The organism is Rubrivirga sp., assembly GCF_965213695.1.
Classification (GTDB): Bacteria; Bacteroidota; Rhodothermia; order Rhodothermales; family Rubricoccaceae; genus Rubrivirga.
The window spans coordinates 2269399-2286822 of record NZ_OZ243912.1 but is presented as its reverse complement, the minus strand read 5'-3'; the positions used below and the strand labels follow the sequence as shown (position 1 = coordinate 2286822).

Annotated in this window: 21 protein-coding genes; 7 read left to right on the top strand and 14 right to left on the bottom strand. The window is 70.6% G+C overall.

What is annotated here, in order from left to right; translation table 11 throughout:
• Positions 1-8 precede the first annotated feature (8 nt).
• The gene (locus ACOOHE_RS10020) at positions 9-881 is read left to right on the top strand and encodes a DUF3667 domain-containing protein (protein WP_420453944.1); all 873 of its coding nucleotides are present in this window, start codon (positions 9-11) and stop codon (positions 879-881) included.
• A complete protein-coding gene (locus ACOOHE_RS10015; protein ID WP_420453943.1) occupies positions 878-2242 on the top strand; it encodes a sensor histidine kinase in 1365 nt (454 codons plus the stop codon). Before ACOOHE_RS10020 ends, ACOOHE_RS10015 begins: the two co-directional genes overlap by 4 nt.
• A 106-nt stretch (positions 2243-2348) precedes the next feature.
• Here the strand turns inward: ACOOHE_RS10015 and ACOOHE_RS10010 are convergent, their stop codons facing one another.
• From ACOOHE_RS10010 to ACOOHE_RS09980, 7 genes are all read right to left on the bottom strand, one after another.
• Positions 2349-2666 (bottom strand): type II toxin-antitoxin system RelE/ParE family toxin, encoded by a 318-nt coding sequence (locus ACOOHE_RS10010; RefSeq protein ID WP_420453942.1) that lies wholly within the window; start codon positions 2664-2666, stop codon positions 2349-2351.
• Positions 2654-2845 carry a hypothetical protein gene (locus ACOOHE_RS10005; RefSeq protein WP_420453941.1) on the bottom strand — a complete coding sequence of 64 codons (192 nt, stop codon included), beginning with the start codon at positions 2843-2845 and terminating at the stop codon, positions 2654-2656. The genes ACOOHE_RS10010 and ACOOHE_RS10005 overlap by 13 nt, the downstream gene beginning before the upstream one ends.
• A gap of 204 nt (positions 2846-3049) precedes the next feature.
• Entirely contained in the window at positions 3050-3403 is a 354-nt protein-coding gene (locus tag ACOOHE_RS10000) for a DUF5615 family PIN-like protein (protein ID WP_420453940.1), read from the bottom strand.
• Positions 3400-3624, bottom strand: coding sequence for a DUF433 domain-containing protein (locus tag ACOOHE_RS09995; protein WP_420453939.1), 225 nt, complete (start codon positions 3622-3624; stop codon positions 3400-3402). Before ACOOHE_RS09995 ends, ACOOHE_RS10000 begins: the two co-directional genes overlap by 4 nt.
• A gap of 226 nt (positions 3625-3850) precedes the next feature.
• Positions 3851-4678 carry a DUF4393 domain-containing protein gene (locus ACOOHE_RS09990; protein ID WP_420453938.1) on the bottom strand — a complete coding sequence of 276 codons (828 nt, stop codon included), beginning with the start codon at positions 4676-4678 and terminating at the stop codon, positions 3851-3853.
• 201 nt (positions 4679-4879) lie between these two features.
• On the bottom strand, positions 4880-6529 hold the full coding sequence (locus tag ACOOHE_RS09985; RefSeq protein ID WP_420453937.1) for an ATP-binding protein: 1650 nt from the start codon (positions 6527-6529) through the stop codon (positions 4880-4882).
• Positions 6530-6817: 288 nt separating this feature from the next.
• Positions 6818-7081 carry a hypothetical protein gene (locus tag ACOOHE_RS09980; protein WP_420453936.1) on the bottom strand — a complete coding sequence of 88 codons (264 nt, stop codon included), beginning with the start codon at positions 7079-7081 and terminating at the stop codon, positions 6818-6820.
• A gap of 115 nt (positions 7082-7196) precedes the next feature.
• On the opposite strand from ACOOHE_RS09980, the gene ACOOHE_RS09975 reads away from it, so the two are divergent.
• Positions 7197-7886 carry a phasin family protein gene (locus ACOOHE_RS09975; RefSeq protein ID WP_420453935.1) on the top strand — a complete coding sequence of 230 codons (690 nt, stop codon included), beginning with the start codon at positions 7197-7199 and terminating at the stop codon, positions 7884-7886.
• Positions 7887-8186: 300 nt separating this feature from the next.
• A complete protein-coding gene (locus ACOOHE_RS09970) occupies positions 8187-8996 on the top strand; it encodes an IS5 family transposase (protein ID WP_420453934.1) in 810 nt (269 codons plus the stop codon).
• Positions 8997-9002: 6 nt separating this feature from the next.
• Here ACOOHE_RS09970 and ACOOHE_RS09965 read toward each other — a convergent pair whose 3' ends face one another.
• Positions 9003-10334, bottom strand: coding sequence for a wax ester/triacylglycerol synthase family O-acyltransferase (locus ACOOHE_RS09965; RefSeq protein ID WP_420453933.1), 1332 nt, complete (start codon positions 10332-10334; stop codon positions 9003-9005).
• Between the two features lie 312 nt (positions 10335-10646).
• Between ACOOHE_RS09965 and ACOOHE_RS09960 the strand changes: the two genes are divergently transcribed.
• From ACOOHE_RS09960 to ACOOHE_RS09950, 3 genes are all read left to right on the top strand, one after another.
• Positions 10647-12644 carry an alpha-ketoacid dehydrogenase subunit alpha/beta gene (locus ACOOHE_RS09960; RefSeq protein ID WP_420453932.1) on the top strand — a complete coding sequence of 666 codons (1998 nt, stop codon included), beginning with the start codon at positions 10647-10649 and terminating at the stop codon, positions 12642-12644.
• Positions 12645-12669: 25 nt separating this feature from the next.
• Positions 12670-13221 (top strand): hypothetical protein, encoded by a 552-nt coding sequence (locus ACOOHE_RS09955; RefSeq protein ID WP_420453931.1) that lies wholly within the window; start codon positions 12670-12672, stop codon positions 13219-13221.
• A gap of 208 nt (positions 13222-13429) precedes the next feature.
• Entirely contained in the window at positions 13430-13639 is a 210-nt protein-coding gene (locus ACOOHE_RS09950; protein ID WP_420453930.1) for a DUF433 domain-containing protein, read from the top strand.
• Positions 13640-13656: 17 nt separating this feature from the next.
• On the opposite strand, the gene ACOOHE_RS09945 is transcribed toward ACOOHE_RS09950, so the two are convergent.
• The 6 genes from ACOOHE_RS09945 to ACOOHE_RS09920 form a co-directional block, all read right to left on the bottom strand.
• A complete protein-coding gene (locus ACOOHE_RS09945; protein WP_420453929.1) occupies positions 13657-14310 on the bottom strand; it encodes a phenylalanine--tRNA ligase beta subunit-related protein in 654 nt (217 codons plus the stop codon).
• Positions 14307-14858: a hypothetical protein gene (locus ACOOHE_RS09940; RefSeq protein WP_420453928.1), complete on the bottom strand. Its 552-nt coding sequence runs from the start codon at positions 14856-14858 to the stop codon at positions 14307-14309. The genes ACOOHE_RS09945 and ACOOHE_RS09940 overlap by 4 nt, the downstream gene beginning before the upstream one ends.
• A 190-nt stretch (positions 14859-15048) precedes the next feature.
• Positions 15049-15600 carry a DUF4252 domain-containing protein gene (locus tag ACOOHE_RS09935; protein ID WP_420453927.1) on the bottom strand — a complete coding sequence of 184 codons (552 nt, stop codon included), beginning with the start codon at positions 15598-15600 and terminating at the stop codon, positions 15049-15051.
• A gap of 2 nt (positions 15601-15602) precedes the next feature.
• Complete coding sequence (locus ACOOHE_RS09930; RefSeq protein ID WP_420453926.1) at positions 15603-16313, bottom strand: zf-HC2 domain-containing protein; 711 nt, start codon at positions 16311-16313, stop codon at positions 15603-15605.
• Positions 16310-16816, bottom strand: a complete 507-nt coding sequence (locus tag ACOOHE_RS09925) for an RNA polymerase sigma factor (protein ID WP_420453925.1) — start codon at positions 16814-16816, stop codon at positions 16310-16312. The genes ACOOHE_RS09930 and ACOOHE_RS09925 overlap by 4 nt, the downstream gene beginning before the upstream one ends.
• A 45-nt stretch (positions 16817-16861) precedes the next feature.
• Positions 16862-17383, bottom strand: a complete 522-nt coding sequence (locus ACOOHE_RS09920; RefSeq protein WP_420453924.1) for a hypothetical protein — start codon at positions 17381-17383, stop codon at positions 16862-16864.
• Positions 17384-17424 lie beyond the last annotated feature (41 nt).

The window sequence follows — 17424 nt, the reverse complement described above, 5'->3', positions numbered from 1 at the left end:
CTTCGGGCGTGGACCCGCTCCCCTCCGTCGAGACCCCGCCAGCGCCCGCAAACGGCGCGCGTCCCGCGTGCCTCGACTGCGGGACGCCGCTCGTCGGGCCGTACTGCCACGGGTGCGGGCAGCGCGACCAGCCGCCGGACCTGCCCGTCCGCCACATCGTCGCCGACGCGCTCGGCGACGCGCTGGCGTGGGACGGCCGCGTGCTCCAGACCGCACGGACGCTGCTGCGCCAGCCGGGCGCGCTCGCGGTCGACTGGGCCTCCGGGCGGCGGTCTCGGCACGTGGCCCCGTTCCGGCTGTACCTCCTGTGCAGCCTGCTGTTCGTCGGGGTCTCGGCGGGCTACGAGCTGGCGAAGGACGCGCTCGTCCCGGTAACGGAGACGGCCGAGGAGGACGCCGCGCAGCTCCGCGACAACTTGCGGGGCGGGATCCCACAGGGGAAGACCGAGGCGGTCGCCCGCTACATTGAGGGGATGGTCGGCCTGGGCGTCCGGTGGATGTTCGTGCTGATGCCGCTCGGCGGGTTCGGGCTCTACGTGCTGTACGGGCTCCGGCGGCGGAGCTACGCGGCCCACTTCGTCCTGGCGATCCACGTGTTCTGCGTCGTCGTGCTGCTGTTGGCCGTGCGCCGGCTGATCCAGCTCGCCGTCACGCTGGCGACCGGCGACACGCTCGCGCATGTCAATGGGACGATCAACACCCTGGTGATCCTGGCCGTGTTCGCCGCCTCGTACGTCTACGCGACGCTGTCCATCCGCCGGTTCTACGGGGTGAGCACCATCAAGGCCATCGCGTCGGCGCCGGCGGTGACCGTCGGGCCGGTCGTGGCCTGGATCGCTCTGCTGTTGACGGGGATGTTCCTGATCCTGGCCTGGCCGTGACGGCGTACCGCACGAGCACCAAGATCAAGCTCGGGCTGATCCTGGCCGCCGTCGCCATCGGCCTGGCGTCGCTGCTGTTTACGCAGCGCCTGGCCGACCGGCTCGAGGCCCAGGACGAGCAGGCCGTCGAGCTATGGGCCCGGGCCATCGAGTTCCAGTACCGCGTCTCGGCCACCGACGTCGGCCCGGCGCCCGAGGTCTGGGACGACCTCGCCCGCGCGACGGCCACCTCCGACCTGCCCGTTGAGCGCCGGGCTGCGCTCTTGGCCGCCATCGACACGCTGCGCGAGGGGCCGCCGTCGGACGGGCTCGACTTCGTGTTCTCCGAGATCGTCGAGCCCAACCGGTTCTCGATCCCGGCCGTCATCACGGACACGGCGATGACGTCGGCCGCCATCGCCCGCAACGTCGACGAGGGCGCAGACCTGCTGGCGCTCGCGGCCGAGATGGACCGGGTCCACCCGCCGATCCGGATCGACGGGTTCGGCGGCCAGCTCGTCCACTACGGCGAGAGCCCGCTGGCGCGGATGATCCGGCTGTTCCCCTACGTCCAGCTCGCCGTGGTCGCCCTGTTCGTGCTCGTCGGCTACCTCGGGTTCTCGTACGTCCGCCGGAGCGAGCAGTCGAACCTCTGGGTCGGCATGGCGAAGGAGGCAGCACACCAGCTCGGCACGCCGTTGTCGTCGATGATCGGCTGGGTCGAGCTCCTCCGACTGGGCGACGCCGTCGACCCGGAGGAGGTGGCCGACGAGCTCGAGCGCGACGTGGACCGCCTCCGCCGCGTGGCCGACCGGTTCGAGAAGATCGGCTCGCGCCCGGCGCTCGTCCCCACACCCGTCCGCCCCGTCCTGGACGGCGTGGCCGACTACATCCGCCGCCGGGTCCCCACGAGCGGCCCGCCGGTCGTCATCGAGGTCGACGCCGACGCTGATCTGGTGGCGTGCCTCAACGTCGAGCTGTTCGAGTGGGTCATCGAGAACCTGCTCAAGAACGCGCTCGACGCGATGGAGGGGATGCCGGGCCCGCACCGGGTCGACCTCGTGGGGCGGCGCGTCGGCGACCAAGTGGTCGTCCTGCTCCGCGACACGGGCAAGGGGATGGACCGGGCGACGGCGCGCCACGTGTTCCGGCCCGGCTTCTCGACCAAGCGGCGCGGGTGGGGGCTCGGCCTGAGCCTGGCCCGGCGGATCGTCGAGACGTACCACGGCGGCCAGATCTCGGTCGAGGCGACGGCGCCCGGCGAGGGGACGACGTTCCGCATCGCCCTCGACGCGGCAGACACGGTTGCCGACATAGGGAACGCCGATGCTGCGGAGTGGGATGGCAGCGGAACAGATGGACGCTCCGCCGCACAGGGCTGATGGTGGGGCGGTGGCCCGAAGCTGGGGAGACGCCGACGCCCGGACGAGCCGAGAACGCTGGCTTCCTGCGTCGGCGTGCAGCGGCGGGTTAGCGCGCTGAACGCAATCAGCCCGGTTCCAAGCCGGAGCCGCCGCCGAACTGGCGCGTCGAGTGGAACACCGAGAGCACTTCGACCTCGGTCTCGCCTCCGCTGACGCTGACGATGTGGAACACGCGGTAGCCCCGGTAGATGATCTCACGAAGCGCTGCGTCGTCGATCTCAGGTACGGGGCGGCCCGAGTTCGGAAACACCTCCAACCTCTCGACAGCCGCGAAAGCCCCGTCTACAAAAGCCTGCGCGTAGGCAGGGGCCTCACGCGCGAGGTAATCGCCGATGGCTTCGAGGTCTTTCAGCGCCTGGGGCGACCAGATTACTCGCGCCACCGCTTCATCTGACGTTTGGCCTCGGCGTGGGGGATTCCTTGGCCGTCCGCGATCTGCTGACGCCCTCGCTCGATCTTCTGGATCATGTAGACGCGCTCCATGACCTCCTCGTAGGTCGTGTCGCTCGGCATCTCTCGAACAGCGCGGAGAACGCGGTCTCGGGCGGAGGTCTCAGTCATGGCTAGGCGGTCAAGGACGGTTCTGTAAATTTACGACGAGCCGAAGCAAAGCGTTTCCCCGACGCGCTAACAGAGGGTGGCTCAGCCGCACAGGGCAAACAGCACGGTGGTTGAACGAGGCGAAGGTCGCGCCGACGCCCGGACGAGCCGAGAACGCTGGCTTCCTGCGTCGGCGTGCAGCGGCGGGTTCGCGCGCGGCCCCGCCTACGAAGCGCCCGTGATCTCGACCAGGGACTCGCCCGAAGCCAGCAGCGAGAGCGCCGTCGGGAGCGTCGAACGGAGCACGTCCCGGGCGTGGGCGTTCGACGTGTTCCCGAACGTCAGCCATACCACGCGCGGCGGCGGACCGTGCGTGGCGAGCAACCGCTCGAAGTCGGCGTCCTTCGTCAGAACAACTGCGTTGGCTCTGCGAGCCGCAGCGAAGATCTCCTCGTCGGCCGCGTCTCGGAGCCCGAGCCAGGACGCGGACCGGGCCGTGACGCCGAACTCGCTCTCGATCCACTGTGCGAGTCCGGGCGGAAGCTGCGCGTCGATCCAGACCTCCGTGTCCTCGCTCACGCCGCGAGCAGGACGGGGTGGTCAAGCCGCGCGCTCGCGTACCGAAGCGCAGCCTCGACATCGTCTGGCTCCAAGTCTGGTAGGTCCGCGATCACCTCATCGCGGGAGAGACCGGCCGCCAAGAGATCGAGGACGTCTTGGACTCGGATCCGCATCCCCCGGATGCAAGGCCGCCCGCCACACTGGGCTGGGTTGATGGTGATGCGGGCTTTCCAGTCCATGCCGAGCGCGGAAGGTGCGAGGCAAAGTACGCGTCCGGTCCGTCTTGCTCGCCGCGCGCGAACAGAGGGCCGCTCAACCGCGAAGGGCTGAGGGTACGACGGCTGAACGAGGCGAAAGTAGCGCCGATGCCCGGACGAGCGGACGTGGACGCTGACGGCGTGACCACTGACCTTCAGGAGTATAAACCATCAGGCCGGGCCAAAGTGTAAAGGAACAGCCCGGCCCCTACATATCTGGTGGCGACATACAGATCGAGCAGAACTGACGCCCCAACTCAGTGATTGAGGCGACGTGGCGCTTGAAGTGAACCTCTCTTTCCGGCGTGTTCTCTATCTCGTCCACCAGTTCAGACAAGTCATCATGAGCTTCAAGAGGCTCGTACTTGCTCTCGTCTGAAAAGGTCAAATCTCTGATGTCGATAAGCTTGAGTCGAGCAAGGTTGTCTAGGTAAGCCGGTGCAAGTTTGGGATACTCGCAAGAGGACAGGTAGCCTACGAGTGAGAAGTTTCGCAGACGCTCGGTCACGTTGCTAGTCAGAGAGATTTTGGCATCAGGCTCGATGTGTTTTGCATTGACCGTGATCAGCGGAACCGCCTCCTCCTTCCAGACAAAACGCATCGCCTTAGCTTCATCCGGGGTCATCTGCTTGATTATCTCCACGAAGGCAGGATGGGCGCTGGGGGCAGTGTCGGAGTCCATTGCGCGAGCCAGTAGGCGGGCGTACATCTCACGCAGTACCGCTTTGTGTCCGGCAAACTTCATCGCCTCCACAGCCGGACCCGCAATAATCAAATCGGGAGATATGATTCTCTCCGGAGGCACGTCGGCCAGTTCGTCCGACACACGATTGGTCAGATAAGCTTCGATCTGCTCATAGCCCCAAACGACAAGCCTCAAGGGCGCGAGTGCAGCGTTGACTGCCTTGCCGATAGTTCCGAGGGCTTTGCCGATCTCGACCGCGCCCGGTTGAACTGCATCCTTGTAAACCGGCACTGATTCGGACAAGGCAACCAAGGCGTCTGCTGCGTCTTTGATCTTGCTGCTGTCGGACATGATTCGAGAGAATGACGCCTAACCAGGAATTGGGCGGCGCGGGCGCTCGGGAACGGGCGCCGAGCGGATGTCCGCGCGCGCTGGGGTGGGAGAGGGTACGGATCGGGACGCACCGAGACAACACGCCGTGGAATGGAACCCGCCGTACTCTTACCGACCTTCCCGCGTCGACATGAGTGCTTCACGTCGACCGGCTCGCGCCTAAAACAGCGAGCCCATCTCGGACTGGAGCGCCCCCGCCGTCTCGGCCACCGGGCCCCCGACGCGGGCCTTGACGTCGTCGAACAGGTCCGGCCCGTAGTCTCGGGTCCGGATCGTGATGGGCATGGGGACGGCGTGGCCGAGCAGGAGCGCCTGCTGCTTCGAGTCGAGAGACGCCAGGATCTGGCGGAGCCCGGTCGCGCCGGGCGTGCCGACGAGCGCCGCCGCGATGTCCTTCTCGTCGTTGAGCTGGGCGACGAGCTTGGTCCCGATCTGGCTCAGGACCTCCTCGTCGATCCCGCTCGGCCGCTGGTCCACGATGAGCAGCGACACGAAGAACTTCCGCATCTCCCGGGCGATCTTGCCGAACGGCGTCTCGCGCGCCGTCTCGGGCCCGAGGAAGTTGTGGGCCTCCTCGATGGTCACCAACAACTGGCGCGGCTTGTCGGCCTCGGCCTTTGACGCCTCGTAGACCTCCATCTTCTTCTCGTAGCGGTCCCGCAAGCGCCGCGTGATGACGTTGGCGACCAGCAGGTAGACCAGCAGCGAGCGGTACCGGCCGAACTGCAACACGACCGACTTGCCCCGGTCGAGCGCCTCGAACAGCTCCTCGATGGCGTCGCGCTTGCCGGCCGACGGCTCGGTGTGGAAAAAGGCGTAGCCGTCCAGCCGGTCGAGCTTTCGGCGCAACGCCGACAGCGAGCCGGGGTGGGCGCCCGTCGCCTCGGCCATCTCCTCGATCTCGTTCGGGTCGGCTTCCAAGAGCGTCGTGAGCCACCGACGGCCGTACTTCTTTTTCAGGCTGTAGGTGCTCTCGGTGGCCGTCGCGTTGAGGTTGAGCGTCTCCCTCAGCGGCAGCACGTCCTCGGGCTCGACCTGGTCGGCGTAGAGGTGGAGCTCGACGTCGGCCGACTGGTTCCGGCGCCGGGCCGACTCCGGATCCAACGTGAACAGCTGGACGCGCGTCGGGAACAGGTCCTTCAAGCCGGGCACGAACGCGCCCTGGCCGTCGGCGGCCTCCTGGCGGACGGCGTACCCGTACTCGCCGTGCATGTCGAACACCAAGGACACGGCCCGATTCGTGGCGATGGTGCCCGCCAGCAGCAGCCGCGTCAAAAAGCTCTTGCCCGTCCCCGTCTTCCCGAACACGGCGTTCGAGCGCTCGACGAACCGGGCCAGATCCAAGCACACCGGCGAGTCCATCCCGATGGGCGTGCCGACCCAGAAAAAACGGTCGCCGCCGCCCGCCGCCTCGCTCCCGAATACCCGCGCCACGTCGTCGTCGGTAGCCTCGCCGACGGCCGAGAAGTGGGCGGGGATCGTCTTGACCGGGAGCGGGTCGTCGTCTCCGATGCCCTGGGGCACCATGAGCTGGGGCCGGAGCGAGACGGTCGCGTATGTGCCCGAGCCCTGGAGCACGCGCCGCAAGAGGTCCTCGTCGTCGCCCGGCGGGCGGAGCAGGATCCCCTCGTTCGCCGCGTCGATCCGCAAGTCGGTGATGAGCGAGAAGAAGTCGTACGTCTCGCCCTCGACCACGACGAACGTCCCCGCCTTGACGGTCTCGACCGACCGCGCCGGCGACAGCTTCATCTCGACGCCCTGGGCGAGCGAGCCATGCGTGAGAACGCCGACGCGGGAGCGGGTGGCCATGGGGCGGGGGAGGGGTCCGCCCGCAAGCTAGCGGCGCGCCGGGTCGGCCTCCGGGCCTCGCGATAGTCGGATCGGTACGAGGTACCGGGTACGAGACACGGGTCCTTGGAAGGGCTTGAGGGGCGAGCACTCCGTACCTGGCCCACGTTGCGCCCTATCCTATCCCTTCGGGGGGCAGGGACTGAGGACGGGGGACGGAAGACCGCCGTACGTGCCCGTCCCCGGTCCTCGGTCTCGTGGCACCCGGGCCGGCACCCCGCAACGTGGGTTTCCTACCGGCATTCCGAGCTAGTCCACCGGCGGCTTGAGCAGGCCGTCGCCCGTGCGGCCCTTCCTGCCGAACAGCGCGTCGAGCACGTCCTCCCGGGTGAGCAACGCCGTCACGCCCGTGATCACCACGTCGCCGATGAGCCGCCGCGTGGTGCCCAAGCGGAAGACGCCTTTGAGCACGGTCGTCACCGTCTTGAACAGGAGCGGGACGATGAGGAGGGCGCCGAGGAAGCCGAGGACGACTTCGAGGAGGGAGCGGGTGGTGGACGTCGAGCGGGCCATCGGAGAGGGGAGAGGGGCGGGGTCCTACTCGGCTCGGCGCGGGCACGTTTCCCCGACCGCTCGGAACGTGCGGGGGGGCACCCGGGGTAGCAGCGCCTCCACCCCCGCTGCTCCCATGGCCAAGAAAAAGACGTCCGGCTCGAAGTCGTCTCCCAAGACCCCCTCTACGAAGGTGCCGAAGTCGCTCCGCACGGGGGCGCTTCCACGGCCCGTCGGCGAGGTGTGGGCCGCCGGGGTCGGCGCGCTCGCGCAGGCCCGCAAGACGGGGACCGACTCGTTCGACGCGCTCGTCGCGCTCGGGACCACGGTCGTCGACACGGGCACGGGCGCGGCGCGGACGGCCGCCGACCAGGTCGAGGCCGCCGCGTCGGCGCTGGCCGGGACCGCGAAGGGCGCCGCGACCGGTGCTCTCGACACGGTCGCCGACGGGGTCGAGGGACTGGTCGAGGGGGCCCTCGGCCGGCTCGGCGTGCCCGGCCGCGACGAGGTGCTGGCGCTGCGCCGACAGGTCGACGCCCTCCAGGCCCGCGTCGCCGAGATGCTGGACGAGACGCCCGCCCGCCCGGCCGCCAGCGGGACGCCCGCCGCGCCGGTGGCCGAGCCGACGGTGTACCACGTCGCGACGCACGAGCGCGGGTGGGCTGTCCAGCGCGTCGGCTCTGAGCGCGCGACGGCGGTCCACCCGACCAAGAAAGAGGCGCTCGCCGACGCCCGCCAGACGGCGCGGGCCCACGCCCCGAGCCGGCTCGTCGTCTACAAAACGGACGGGACGGTGGGCGAGGAGACCGACTACGCGGCAGAGTGACGTCTAATCCGGTAGACCCGTATCCCTCTTGTCATCCTGAGCTTGCGAAGCCAAGCCGTAACGGACCTGCATCCGGGCCCTTTGGTCGTGGGACGCACCCCCCGCTCCCCTTCCGGTCGCTGCGCTCCCAGGTCGGGGAGCTGTCCCCCTCGAAGGGGGACCGTCCGGCCGCCCGCCGAGCCCTTCGACTACGCTCAGGACAGGCTCTGCGAGGGGCGGACGGACGGGGGGGCGGCCCACGGGCCACCTGACGCCACTCTAGAGCTTGTCATGGACTCGGTGGCGGGGTGAGCTTCGGCGATGCCGCAGCCCTACTCCTACCCCTCCGACGTCTCCGACGACGAGTGGGCCTTCTGCGTCGGGTACCTCGCCCTCGTCCGCGAGGACGCCCCCCAGCGCAAGCACGACCTCCGCGCCGTCTTCGACGGCCTCCGCTACGTCACCCGCACCGGCGCGCCCTGGCGCTACCTCCCGGGCGACTTCCCGCCCTGGCAGGCCGTCCAGCAGCAGGCCGAGCGCTGGACCGCGGCGGGCGTCTTCGAGGCCATGGCCCACGACCTCCGCGCCATCGTCCGGTGGCTCGACGGCCGCCACGCCGACCCGTCGGCGGCCATCCTCGACAGCCGGACGCTCCAATCGACGCCCACGAGCGGCGCGCGCGCCGGGTACGACGGGGCCAAGCGGCGGAAGGGCTCGAAGGTCCACGCCGCCGTCGACACGCTCGGCAACCTGCTCGCGGTCGTAGTGACGCCGGCCAACGAGGGCGACCGCGACCAGGTCGGCGCGCTCTGTGAGCGGGTCCAGGCGGTGTGCGGCGAGCGGGTCGAGGTCGCGTTCGTGGACCAGGGCTACACCGGGGCGCCGGCGCGAGCGGCGGGGGCCGCGCACAAGATCCGGCTGGAGGTCGTCAAGCACACCGAGGCGAAGCGGGGGTTCGTACTGCTACCGCGCCGGTGGGTCGTCGAGCGTTCGTTCGGGTGGCTGGCGCGGTTCCGGCGGCTCGCTCGGGACTACGAGCGGCTGCCGGAGACGCTGGCGAGCCTCCACTTCTTGGCGTTCGTCGCGCTGCTGCTGCGTCAGTTGGCGGCCCTGGGCGTTCTGAGTCCATGACAAGCTCTAGGCCGAGGCACCGGCCGGCGGCCCGCCGAACGCCTCCCGCAGCGCCGCGAACTCCTCCTCGAACGCCTGCGCCAGCACGGCCGGGTCCTCGACGAGCGCCGCGTCCGACGTGATGCCGACGCGGACGGTCCCGTCCAGGCTCAGGATGCTGATGCCGAGCCCGATGTCGCCGGCCTGGGGCACCCAGAACATCAGCGTCGTGATCGGGGCGCCCTCGATGTGGAGCGGCTCCTGGGGGCCGGGCACGTTCGTCAGCACGCCCGACGCTTTCTGCTGGAACAGGTCGACGACGAAGCGGTGGGCCCACATCGGCGCCCGCCCGATCGTCTGCAAGATGGCGTAGACGACGGCCGGCTCCTCCGTCTGCTTCACCGCGTCCATCCGCTCCTTCGTGACCCGGAGCCGCGCGTCCGCGGTCGCCTCGCCCACGGGGAGGGCCACGAACACGAGCCCGAACGAGTTGCCCAGCTCGTGGGCCCGCGCCAGCGGCCGGACGTTGAACGGCGTCGCCATCCGGACCGTCACGCCCTCGACCGGCTCACCCAGCGCCAGCAGGTACCGCCGGATCGCGCCGGCGGCCGACGACATGAGCACGTCGTTGATCTTGGCGCCCATCGCCTCGCCGATGGCGCGGACGGTGTCGAGCGGGATCGGTCCCGTCCACGCGGCGCGCTTGACGGGCGACGTGCGGCCCTTGAACACGGTGTCCGAGTCCGGCCGCATCGTCAGGAGGTGGCCCAGGCTGGCGACGCCGCCGCCGGCCCGCCTCCACGGGCTCGCCTGCTTGGGGGACGAGGGCCGCGTCTCGGCAGCGGGTGACGCCGTGTCCGTCGACCCCTCCGAGTCGGCGTACTCATCGACGGCGTGGATCAGCACGTGCATCAGCGCGATCCCGTCGCCGATCACGTGGTGGACCCGAACGACGACGGCACTCCCACGGGTGCCGTCGCCGTGGTCGACGTCGTGGACCAGGTGGAACGTCCAGGGCGAGTGGGCGAACGAGAGCGGCGTGCTCATGAGCTCGCTCACGAGCGCTTCGAGGCCTTCTTTCCCGCCCGGCGCCGGCAGGCTCGCTTCCGTCACGTGGTGGCCCAGGTCGAACCGCTCGTCGGCCACCCACCGGGGCCGCGACGACCCGACGCCCTCGATCCGCATCCGGAACCGGTCGAACCGGACCAGCCGCTCGCTCACGAACCGCCGCAGCGCGTCGAGCGGGAGCTCCGCCCCGAGACCGATCACGCCGGTGATGGTCATGGGGTTGGTCGGGTCCTCCATGCGGAGCCACGCCGAGTCGGGCGGGGAGACGGGGAACGGGCGCGGGGCGTCCATCGGCAGACGGGGGGAGGGGCGCCTAACCTACTCCGTGGCCCGCGACGTCCGGATGGGGCCTCCGAGCAGGGCGACCGCATGCTACTGATCTCCGGCCCGGACCCCCCGTCCGAGCCCCCCTCGCTTCGCTCAGCGGGCGCTCAGACGGTCCCCCTTGAAGGGGGACAGCGTTCCGAGCCTGGGAGCAGGCGGGCGGATGCCCGCCCAGCGACCGGCCGGAAAGCGGGGGGTCTGGGGCTAGCATGCGGTCGCCCTGGCCCTCCGAGTCCCCCGCCTCGGGCGGGCTACCTTCCGGCGCCCCGCTCCGAACCGATGCCCGTCGCCCCGTCGCCTGCCACGCCACGCCACGCCTCCGAGGCCGAGCCCGTCGCCCGGTACCGGGCGCTCCGGTTGCCGCGCGCGGTCGAGGACAAGATGCTCCGGCTGATCCGCCAGAACCGGCTGTCGAAGTGGTTCAGCGGCTACGGCCAGGAGGCCATCGCCGTCGGCTGCGCGCTGGCGCTCCAAGACCGCGACTGGCTCCTCCCGATGCACCGGAACTTGGGCGTGTGGACCACGCGCGGCGTCCCGCTCCGGCCGCTGTTCTGCCAGCTGATGGGCCGCGAGGGCGGGTTCACCAAGGGCCGCGACCGGACGTTCCACGTCGGCCTCCCCGAGCACCGGATCGTCGGGATGATCTCGCACCTGGCGGCCATGCTGCCGGTCGCGGACGGGCTGGGGCTGGCGAGCCGGCTCCGGGGCGAGGACGCGGTCGCGGTCGCGTTCACCGGCGAGGGGGCCACACGCGAGGGCGACTTCCACGAGGCGCTCAACCTGGCCGCCGTGTGGTCGCTCCCCGTCGTGTTCGTGGTCGAGAACAACGGGTACGGCCTGTCGACGCCGACGGCCGACGCGCTCCCGGTCCAAGACATCGCCGACGCCGCGGCCGGCTACGGGATGCCGGGCGTGGTGGTGGACGGCAACGACCTTGATGCCGTTATTGCAACCATCAGACAAGCCGCCGCCCGCGCGCGCGCGGGGGAGGGGCCGACCCTGGTCGAGATGAAGACCTTCCGCGTCCGAGGCCACGAGGAGGCGTCGGGGACCGCCTACGTCCCCGACGCGCTGATCGCGGAGTGGACCGCGAAGGACCCCGTCGACCGGTACCGCCAGCGCCTGGTCGAGGCCGGCGTCGATAAGGCCGAGCTGGACCGGATCGACGCCGAGGTCGAGGCCGAGGTCGAGGCCGTCGCCGAGTGGGCCCTCACCCAGCCCGAGGTCACCTCGACGGAGGCGGCCGAGCACGCCGACCTGTTCGCCCCGGCCCGCCCGGCGCCCTCGCCTTCGACCGGACCCGTCGAGGACGACGTCCGCTTTATCGACGCGCTCTCGGCGGGGCTCGCCGACGCCTTCGAGGCCGACGACACGACCGTGCTCATGGGCCAGGACGTGGCCGAGTACGGCGGCGTGTTCAAGGTGACCGCCGGGTTCCTCGACTGGTTCGGGGCCGACCGGATCCGCAACACGCCCATCATCGAGAGCGGCGCGCTCGGCTGCGCGCTCGGGCTCGCGCTCGACGGGTTCCGGCCCGTCGTCGAGATGCAGTACGCCGACTTTATCACGTGCGGGTTCAACCAGATCGCCAACAACCTCGCGACGACGCACTACCGCTGGGGGGCGCCGGTCCCGGTCACGATCCGGGCCCCGTTCGGCGGCGGCATCGGCGCGGGCCCGTTCCACAGCCAGAGCCCCGAGGCGTGGTTCTGCCACGTCCCCGGCCTCAAGGTCGTCGTCCCGGCCACGCCCGCCGACGCGAAGGGGCTGGTCCGGTCGGCCATCGAGGACGACAACCCGGTGTTGGTGTTCGAGCACAAGGCGCTGTACCGCTCGCTCCGCGGCCCGGTCCCGGCCGGCGAGCACCGCGTCGAGATCGGCCGGGCGACGGTCGCGCGCCCCGGCACGGACCTGACCGTCGTGACGTGGGGCGTCGGCGTCCAGTGGGCGCTTGGGCTGGCGGACGACCTGGCGGAGTCGGCGTCCGTCGAGGTCGTCGACCTGCGGACGCTGGTGCCGTGGGACCGCGAGGCCGTGCTGGCGTCGGTCCAGAAAACGCACCGGCTCCTCGTGCTCCACGAGGCGTCGCGGACCGGCGGGTTCGGCGCCGAGGTCGCCGCCGAGGTCGCCGAGGCCGCGTTCTCGGACCTCGACGCGCCGCCCGTCCGCATCGGCGGGGCCGACCTTCCCATCGCGTTCTCGAAGGCCATCGAGTCGGAGATCTACTCGGCGAAGGCGCGGCTCGCCAGCGCCGCCGCGTCGGTGCTGGCGTTCTAAGTTCTGGTTATACAGCCTCCCATCGATGCCGAACGACGACAGTGTTGCAAAGAGCGCGTATCACGAAGCGGGACATGTAGTGGTGGCGCTCCATTACGATCTCATCGTTGATGGCGCCAGCATCGTGCCGAACGCTGAGAAGGAACGACTGGCTCATGCTTCATTGCGCTATCGTCTTCCCACCTTAGAGCAGTACCATTCGCTGCCTAGTGAGTCCCGGGACGCTGAATACCCTGAGGTTCGAGGGTTCTGCCGCACTCTGGCTGCTGGTGGCATTGCGACCAACCTGCACAACGCTGAGTGGGGGCGTTCAGGGAATGAGAATGACCAGAACATCATGCACGACGTGATATGCGAGTTCATCCTCGGCGGGAGCGGCCCTCAGATTGCTCCGATTTTGGAGCGGCAGGAGATCGAAAGAGAAACTGCTGAACTATTGAAGCGACCTGACATCGAAAAGGCAGTGGCATTCGTTGCGGAGGCGCTAATCGAGCACAAGACCTTAGCGGGGGGACTCTGGGAGGAATGTCGCGACAATGCTCTCCGCATCATTGGCAAAACTCCGCCGGCTGTATAACCCGCCGCTGCACGCCGACGCAGGGCGCGAGCGTTCTCGGCTCGTCCAAACGCCGTCGCTTCCGTAGCTTCGTTCGACCATCGTGCTGTTTGCCCTGCGCGGGTGAGCGGCCATTTGCTGGTTCTGCTGGACTGCGCTGTGCTGAACTGAGGTGTCTCGAACCGAGGTGCTAACGGAAGCGTTCGAGAGAACCAGCCGAAGACGACCGATGGAGCGCGACGAGGTCTACCACTCCGATCCCGAGATCATGGGCGGTACGCCTGTCTTCCAGGGCACCCGCGTCCCCGTCCAGACGCTTCTCGACTACCTCGAAGGGGGCGACACGCTCGATGAGTTCCTCGACGGGTTCCCCGGAGTGAGCCGAGAGCAAGCGGTCGCGTTTCTGGAGATGGCGAAGGACGCCCTGCTTGCCGCCTGATTCTGAGCGGATGGAGATTAGCCGGTGTGGGCTGTCGTCACACCGGCGCCCGACTCGCGGACGAGATCGGCGTACCAGTCGAGCGCCGTCGCCAGCCGGGCCGCCAGCGCGGCCGGAGCCCAGACGACGGAGAGCGTCCGCGTCGTCTCGTCGTGTGTCTTTGTCCGCTGGCTGTCGCGGATGGGGTTCGCACAGAACCCGTCGGCGTCGCGGAGCCCGAGCAGCCCGGCGAGTCGGATCTCCTGGCCGCTCGCGTTGAACACGATTGCGTCGTCCGGCCCGCCGACGTCGATGGACAGCGGTTCCGTCGCCCGGTCGAGGTCGACGACCGAGATCGGGAGGCCGCTGTGGAGCGAGACGGCGTTGCAGGCGTCGACGGCCGCGTTGATCGGCCCGAGCCGGCCGCCCTCGGCCGCCTTGACCAGGTACTCGGACGCCGGCTTGCCCCGGCCGCTCGGCGTGTAACCGTCGCGCCGGAGTAGGTCGCGGACGGCCGCCCGGACGGACTCGTCACGCGCCAGCGGCGCCGGGCCGTCGAGCGCGAGTGCGGCGGTCGCCTCGGGCGGCGTCGAGACCTCCGCGAGCGGACGGGCGTACGTGGCCGCGAGCAGCCCGACCGCCAGGCCCGGGACCGTGCGGGCCGAGCCGAGCACGGCGTCGAGGTCGGTCATGGCGAGACGTCGGGGTCGTCGGTCTCCGCCTCGGGCCCGTCCGGCTCATCGAACAGGCCGGTCTGGTCGAGCGCGCCGCCGAAGAGGTCGCCGTTCGTCCCGTACTCGATGGCGTCGAGCACGAGCCCCGAGAGGTCGCCCGAAACCCTCGTGACCACCAGGTCGCTATCGGCCACGACGACCGAGAGGAGGTCGGTCAGGCGGAGGTCGTCGGGCCGCTCCTTGACCAACACCCAGACGGCGCTCGACGAGTCGCGGACCGTCACCATGGGATACCACCCGTCGGCTTGGTAGCGGTCGAGCGAGGCCGGGCGCGAGACCCGGCGGCCGTCGACGGCCCCGTCGAGCGCGTAGTGGGCGACCTGGACGCGGCGGACGTTCCGCGCCAGCCGGCGGTACGGCTCGCTCGCCGTCGGCGCGAACAGGCGCGACATGAACCGCGTCGTCCCGATGGACCCGCGGCCAATCGACATCGCGAAGCCCTTGCCGACCGTGGCCTGCCCGCTCTGTTCGAGGTCGTGAGCGAGGTCCCGCTTGATCCGGCCCATCTCGGTCGAGATGCAGCCCGAGCCGGCGACGGCGAGGACCAGGACGAGCCCGAGCGCGCGGCGACTCAGCCCATGCCGAGGGGTCCGAGCCCTGGGGCCACGAGACCGAGGACCGGGGGCCGGGGACGGTCCGATCTGGCAGTCCTCCGTCCCCCGTCCTCCGTCCCCGACGTTCCGAACGCGGCGTGGGCTACTCATCGTCGTCCTCGTCGTCCATCCCGTCGAGGTCGACGCGGGCGAAGCGGCGGCTGAGCTCGGCCACCTGGGTCGGGTCGATGGTCCCGTCGATGAGCACGAACACCGAGTTCTCGTCCTCCTCGTCGACCGCGAGCACGGCCATCCCGTCGAACGAGTCGCCGTCGTCGCGGACGTAGACCCAGACGTCGCCGTCGTCCTGGTCGTCGTTGGGCAGCGAGCGGACGCGGACGAGCGTGAACCACCCGTCGGCCTCGAACTGGCGGCCGACCTCGGCGAGCCGCTCGACGGCCAGGCCGCGCTGGTCCGGCGGCGTCGGGTAGATCCGGACGGTGATCCGGCGGAGCCCGTCCAACATGACGGCGGCCTCGGGCTCGTCGGCACGCGCAGCCTCGGCGGCCAGGCGCAGGAGCGAGCCCTGGAGGTTGACCTCGACCTGGGGTTCGGAGTCGAACATCGCGTCGAGCGCGGCGCCCGTGATGGGCTGGGCCGACGCGGCGATGGGAAAGACGAGCGCCGCGAGGGCGCTCCGCAGGAGAGCACGCATGGTTAGAAGGGGAGGGTTTGGTCGAGCGTGTGGGACAGGGGGCCGGCTTCGGCGCGGACGGCGTCGCCGGCACGGGACTGGGCCTCGGCGACGAGCCGGAAGGCGAGGGCGAGATCCTGGCGCGCGGCCTCGATCTCGTCGGTGGTCGGCTCAGCCTCGTCCGGCACGTCCGGCACGGCTTGCGCGATGTCGGAGGTTGGGGCGACGGCGGGCGCTTGCGGAGCGGCCGGGCGGGGATCGGGCTGCGGAGTCTGGGGCGCGGGCGTCGGGCGCGGCGCCGGGGCGACCGGATCGGCCTCGGGCGGGGGCACCGGCGTCTCGGCCCGGTCAACGTCACCGGTGGTCTCGGCGGACTCGGTCGGAGCGACCGGAGCGGTGGCCTCGGCCACCACGGGCACCGGCTCGCGGTCGAGGCTCACCCCGACGACGACGGCCAGGGCTGCGGCGAGCGCGAGCGGCGCCCAGACGAACCGGCGGCGGAGGCCACGGCCGGCCGCCGGCGCGCGGTCTCCGGCCCGACGGGCGGACCGGAGCGCGGCCTCGACCACGGCGGGCGGGCAGGACACGTCGCGCAAGACGGAGAGGTCGCCGACGGAAGATTCGAGGGCGGCGTCGCACGCGGCGCAGTCGAGGGCGTGGGCCTCAAACGCTTGGGCGTCGGCCTCGGAGAGCCGGCCGTCGAGGTAGTCGTCGAGGGGGAGGCAGGCGGTCATGGGACGAGCTCGGGGGCGGAGGCGGCGAGGGCCGCGCGGCAGCGGCGGCGGGCGCGGTGGAGGTAGACCTTGAGCGTGTTGAGCGGGAGCTCGAGCGCGTCGGCGATCTCGGCGTAGGCCAAGCCCTCGACGTCGCGGAGCACGAGGATCGAGCGGTACGGCTCGCCCAGGCTCCCGACGGCCCGAGCGAGCTCGACCCGCAAGTCGGCCGCCTCGGCGTGGTCGTCGGGGAGCAGGTCGCCGGCCTCGGGCTCGGAGACGGCCTCGGCCCGGCCCGGGGCCGGACGGACCGCCCGCCGCCGGAGCAGGTCGAGCGCCGCGTTCCGGGCCACGCGGCAGACCCACGCCCGGTGGCCGGACGGGTCGATCTGGCCGATCCCCTTCCACACCTTGACGAGCGCGTCCTGGGCCGCGTCCGCCGCGTCGTCGGTCGTCCCGGTCACACGGAGGGCCACTCGGTAAACGAGGTCGGCGTGCTGGCGGACGAGGGCGTCGGGCGACATGGTCGGGGAGGGGACACCGCGACGACGCAGGCCCCTATCCAAAGGTTACAGGCCGCCGGCCGCCGGCCCGTCCGCGACCGCCCGTCGGGCCACGGTCCCGCTCGCGCGGTCCAGCGCGAACAGCCCGTACGCGACCCCGAGCACGTTGAAGGGCACCGACGTGAGCGCGACCAGCCAGCCGACCTGGAGGCCCGTCGCGGCGCCCCAGCCGATCTGGGACCAGAACGCCGGCCCGTCCGGGACGAACCCCGCCGCCATGTCGTAGGCGACCCAGAGCACGCCGCCGGGCACGCTCGCCACCACGACGGTGAGCGCGATGGCCCCCACCGCCGACGCCCACCTCCGCACCCCGACGGACCGCCCGAAGGCCCGGACCCAGCCCGCGCCGACGACCCCGAACACGACCGAGGCGAGCGCGAGAAACGCGAACGGGTGCTGCACGTGGTACGTGTGCATCCGGTAGAGGCTGCCGAACACCGGCCCTCCGGCCGCGCCGAGCACGGCGGCGACGAGCGAGCCCGTGACGAACGTCACGGCGGCGAGAGCGAGCGCGACCCGGACGAACATGGCGTGTGCGGCGGAACCGGGGCAACGTAGCGCTCTCGGTG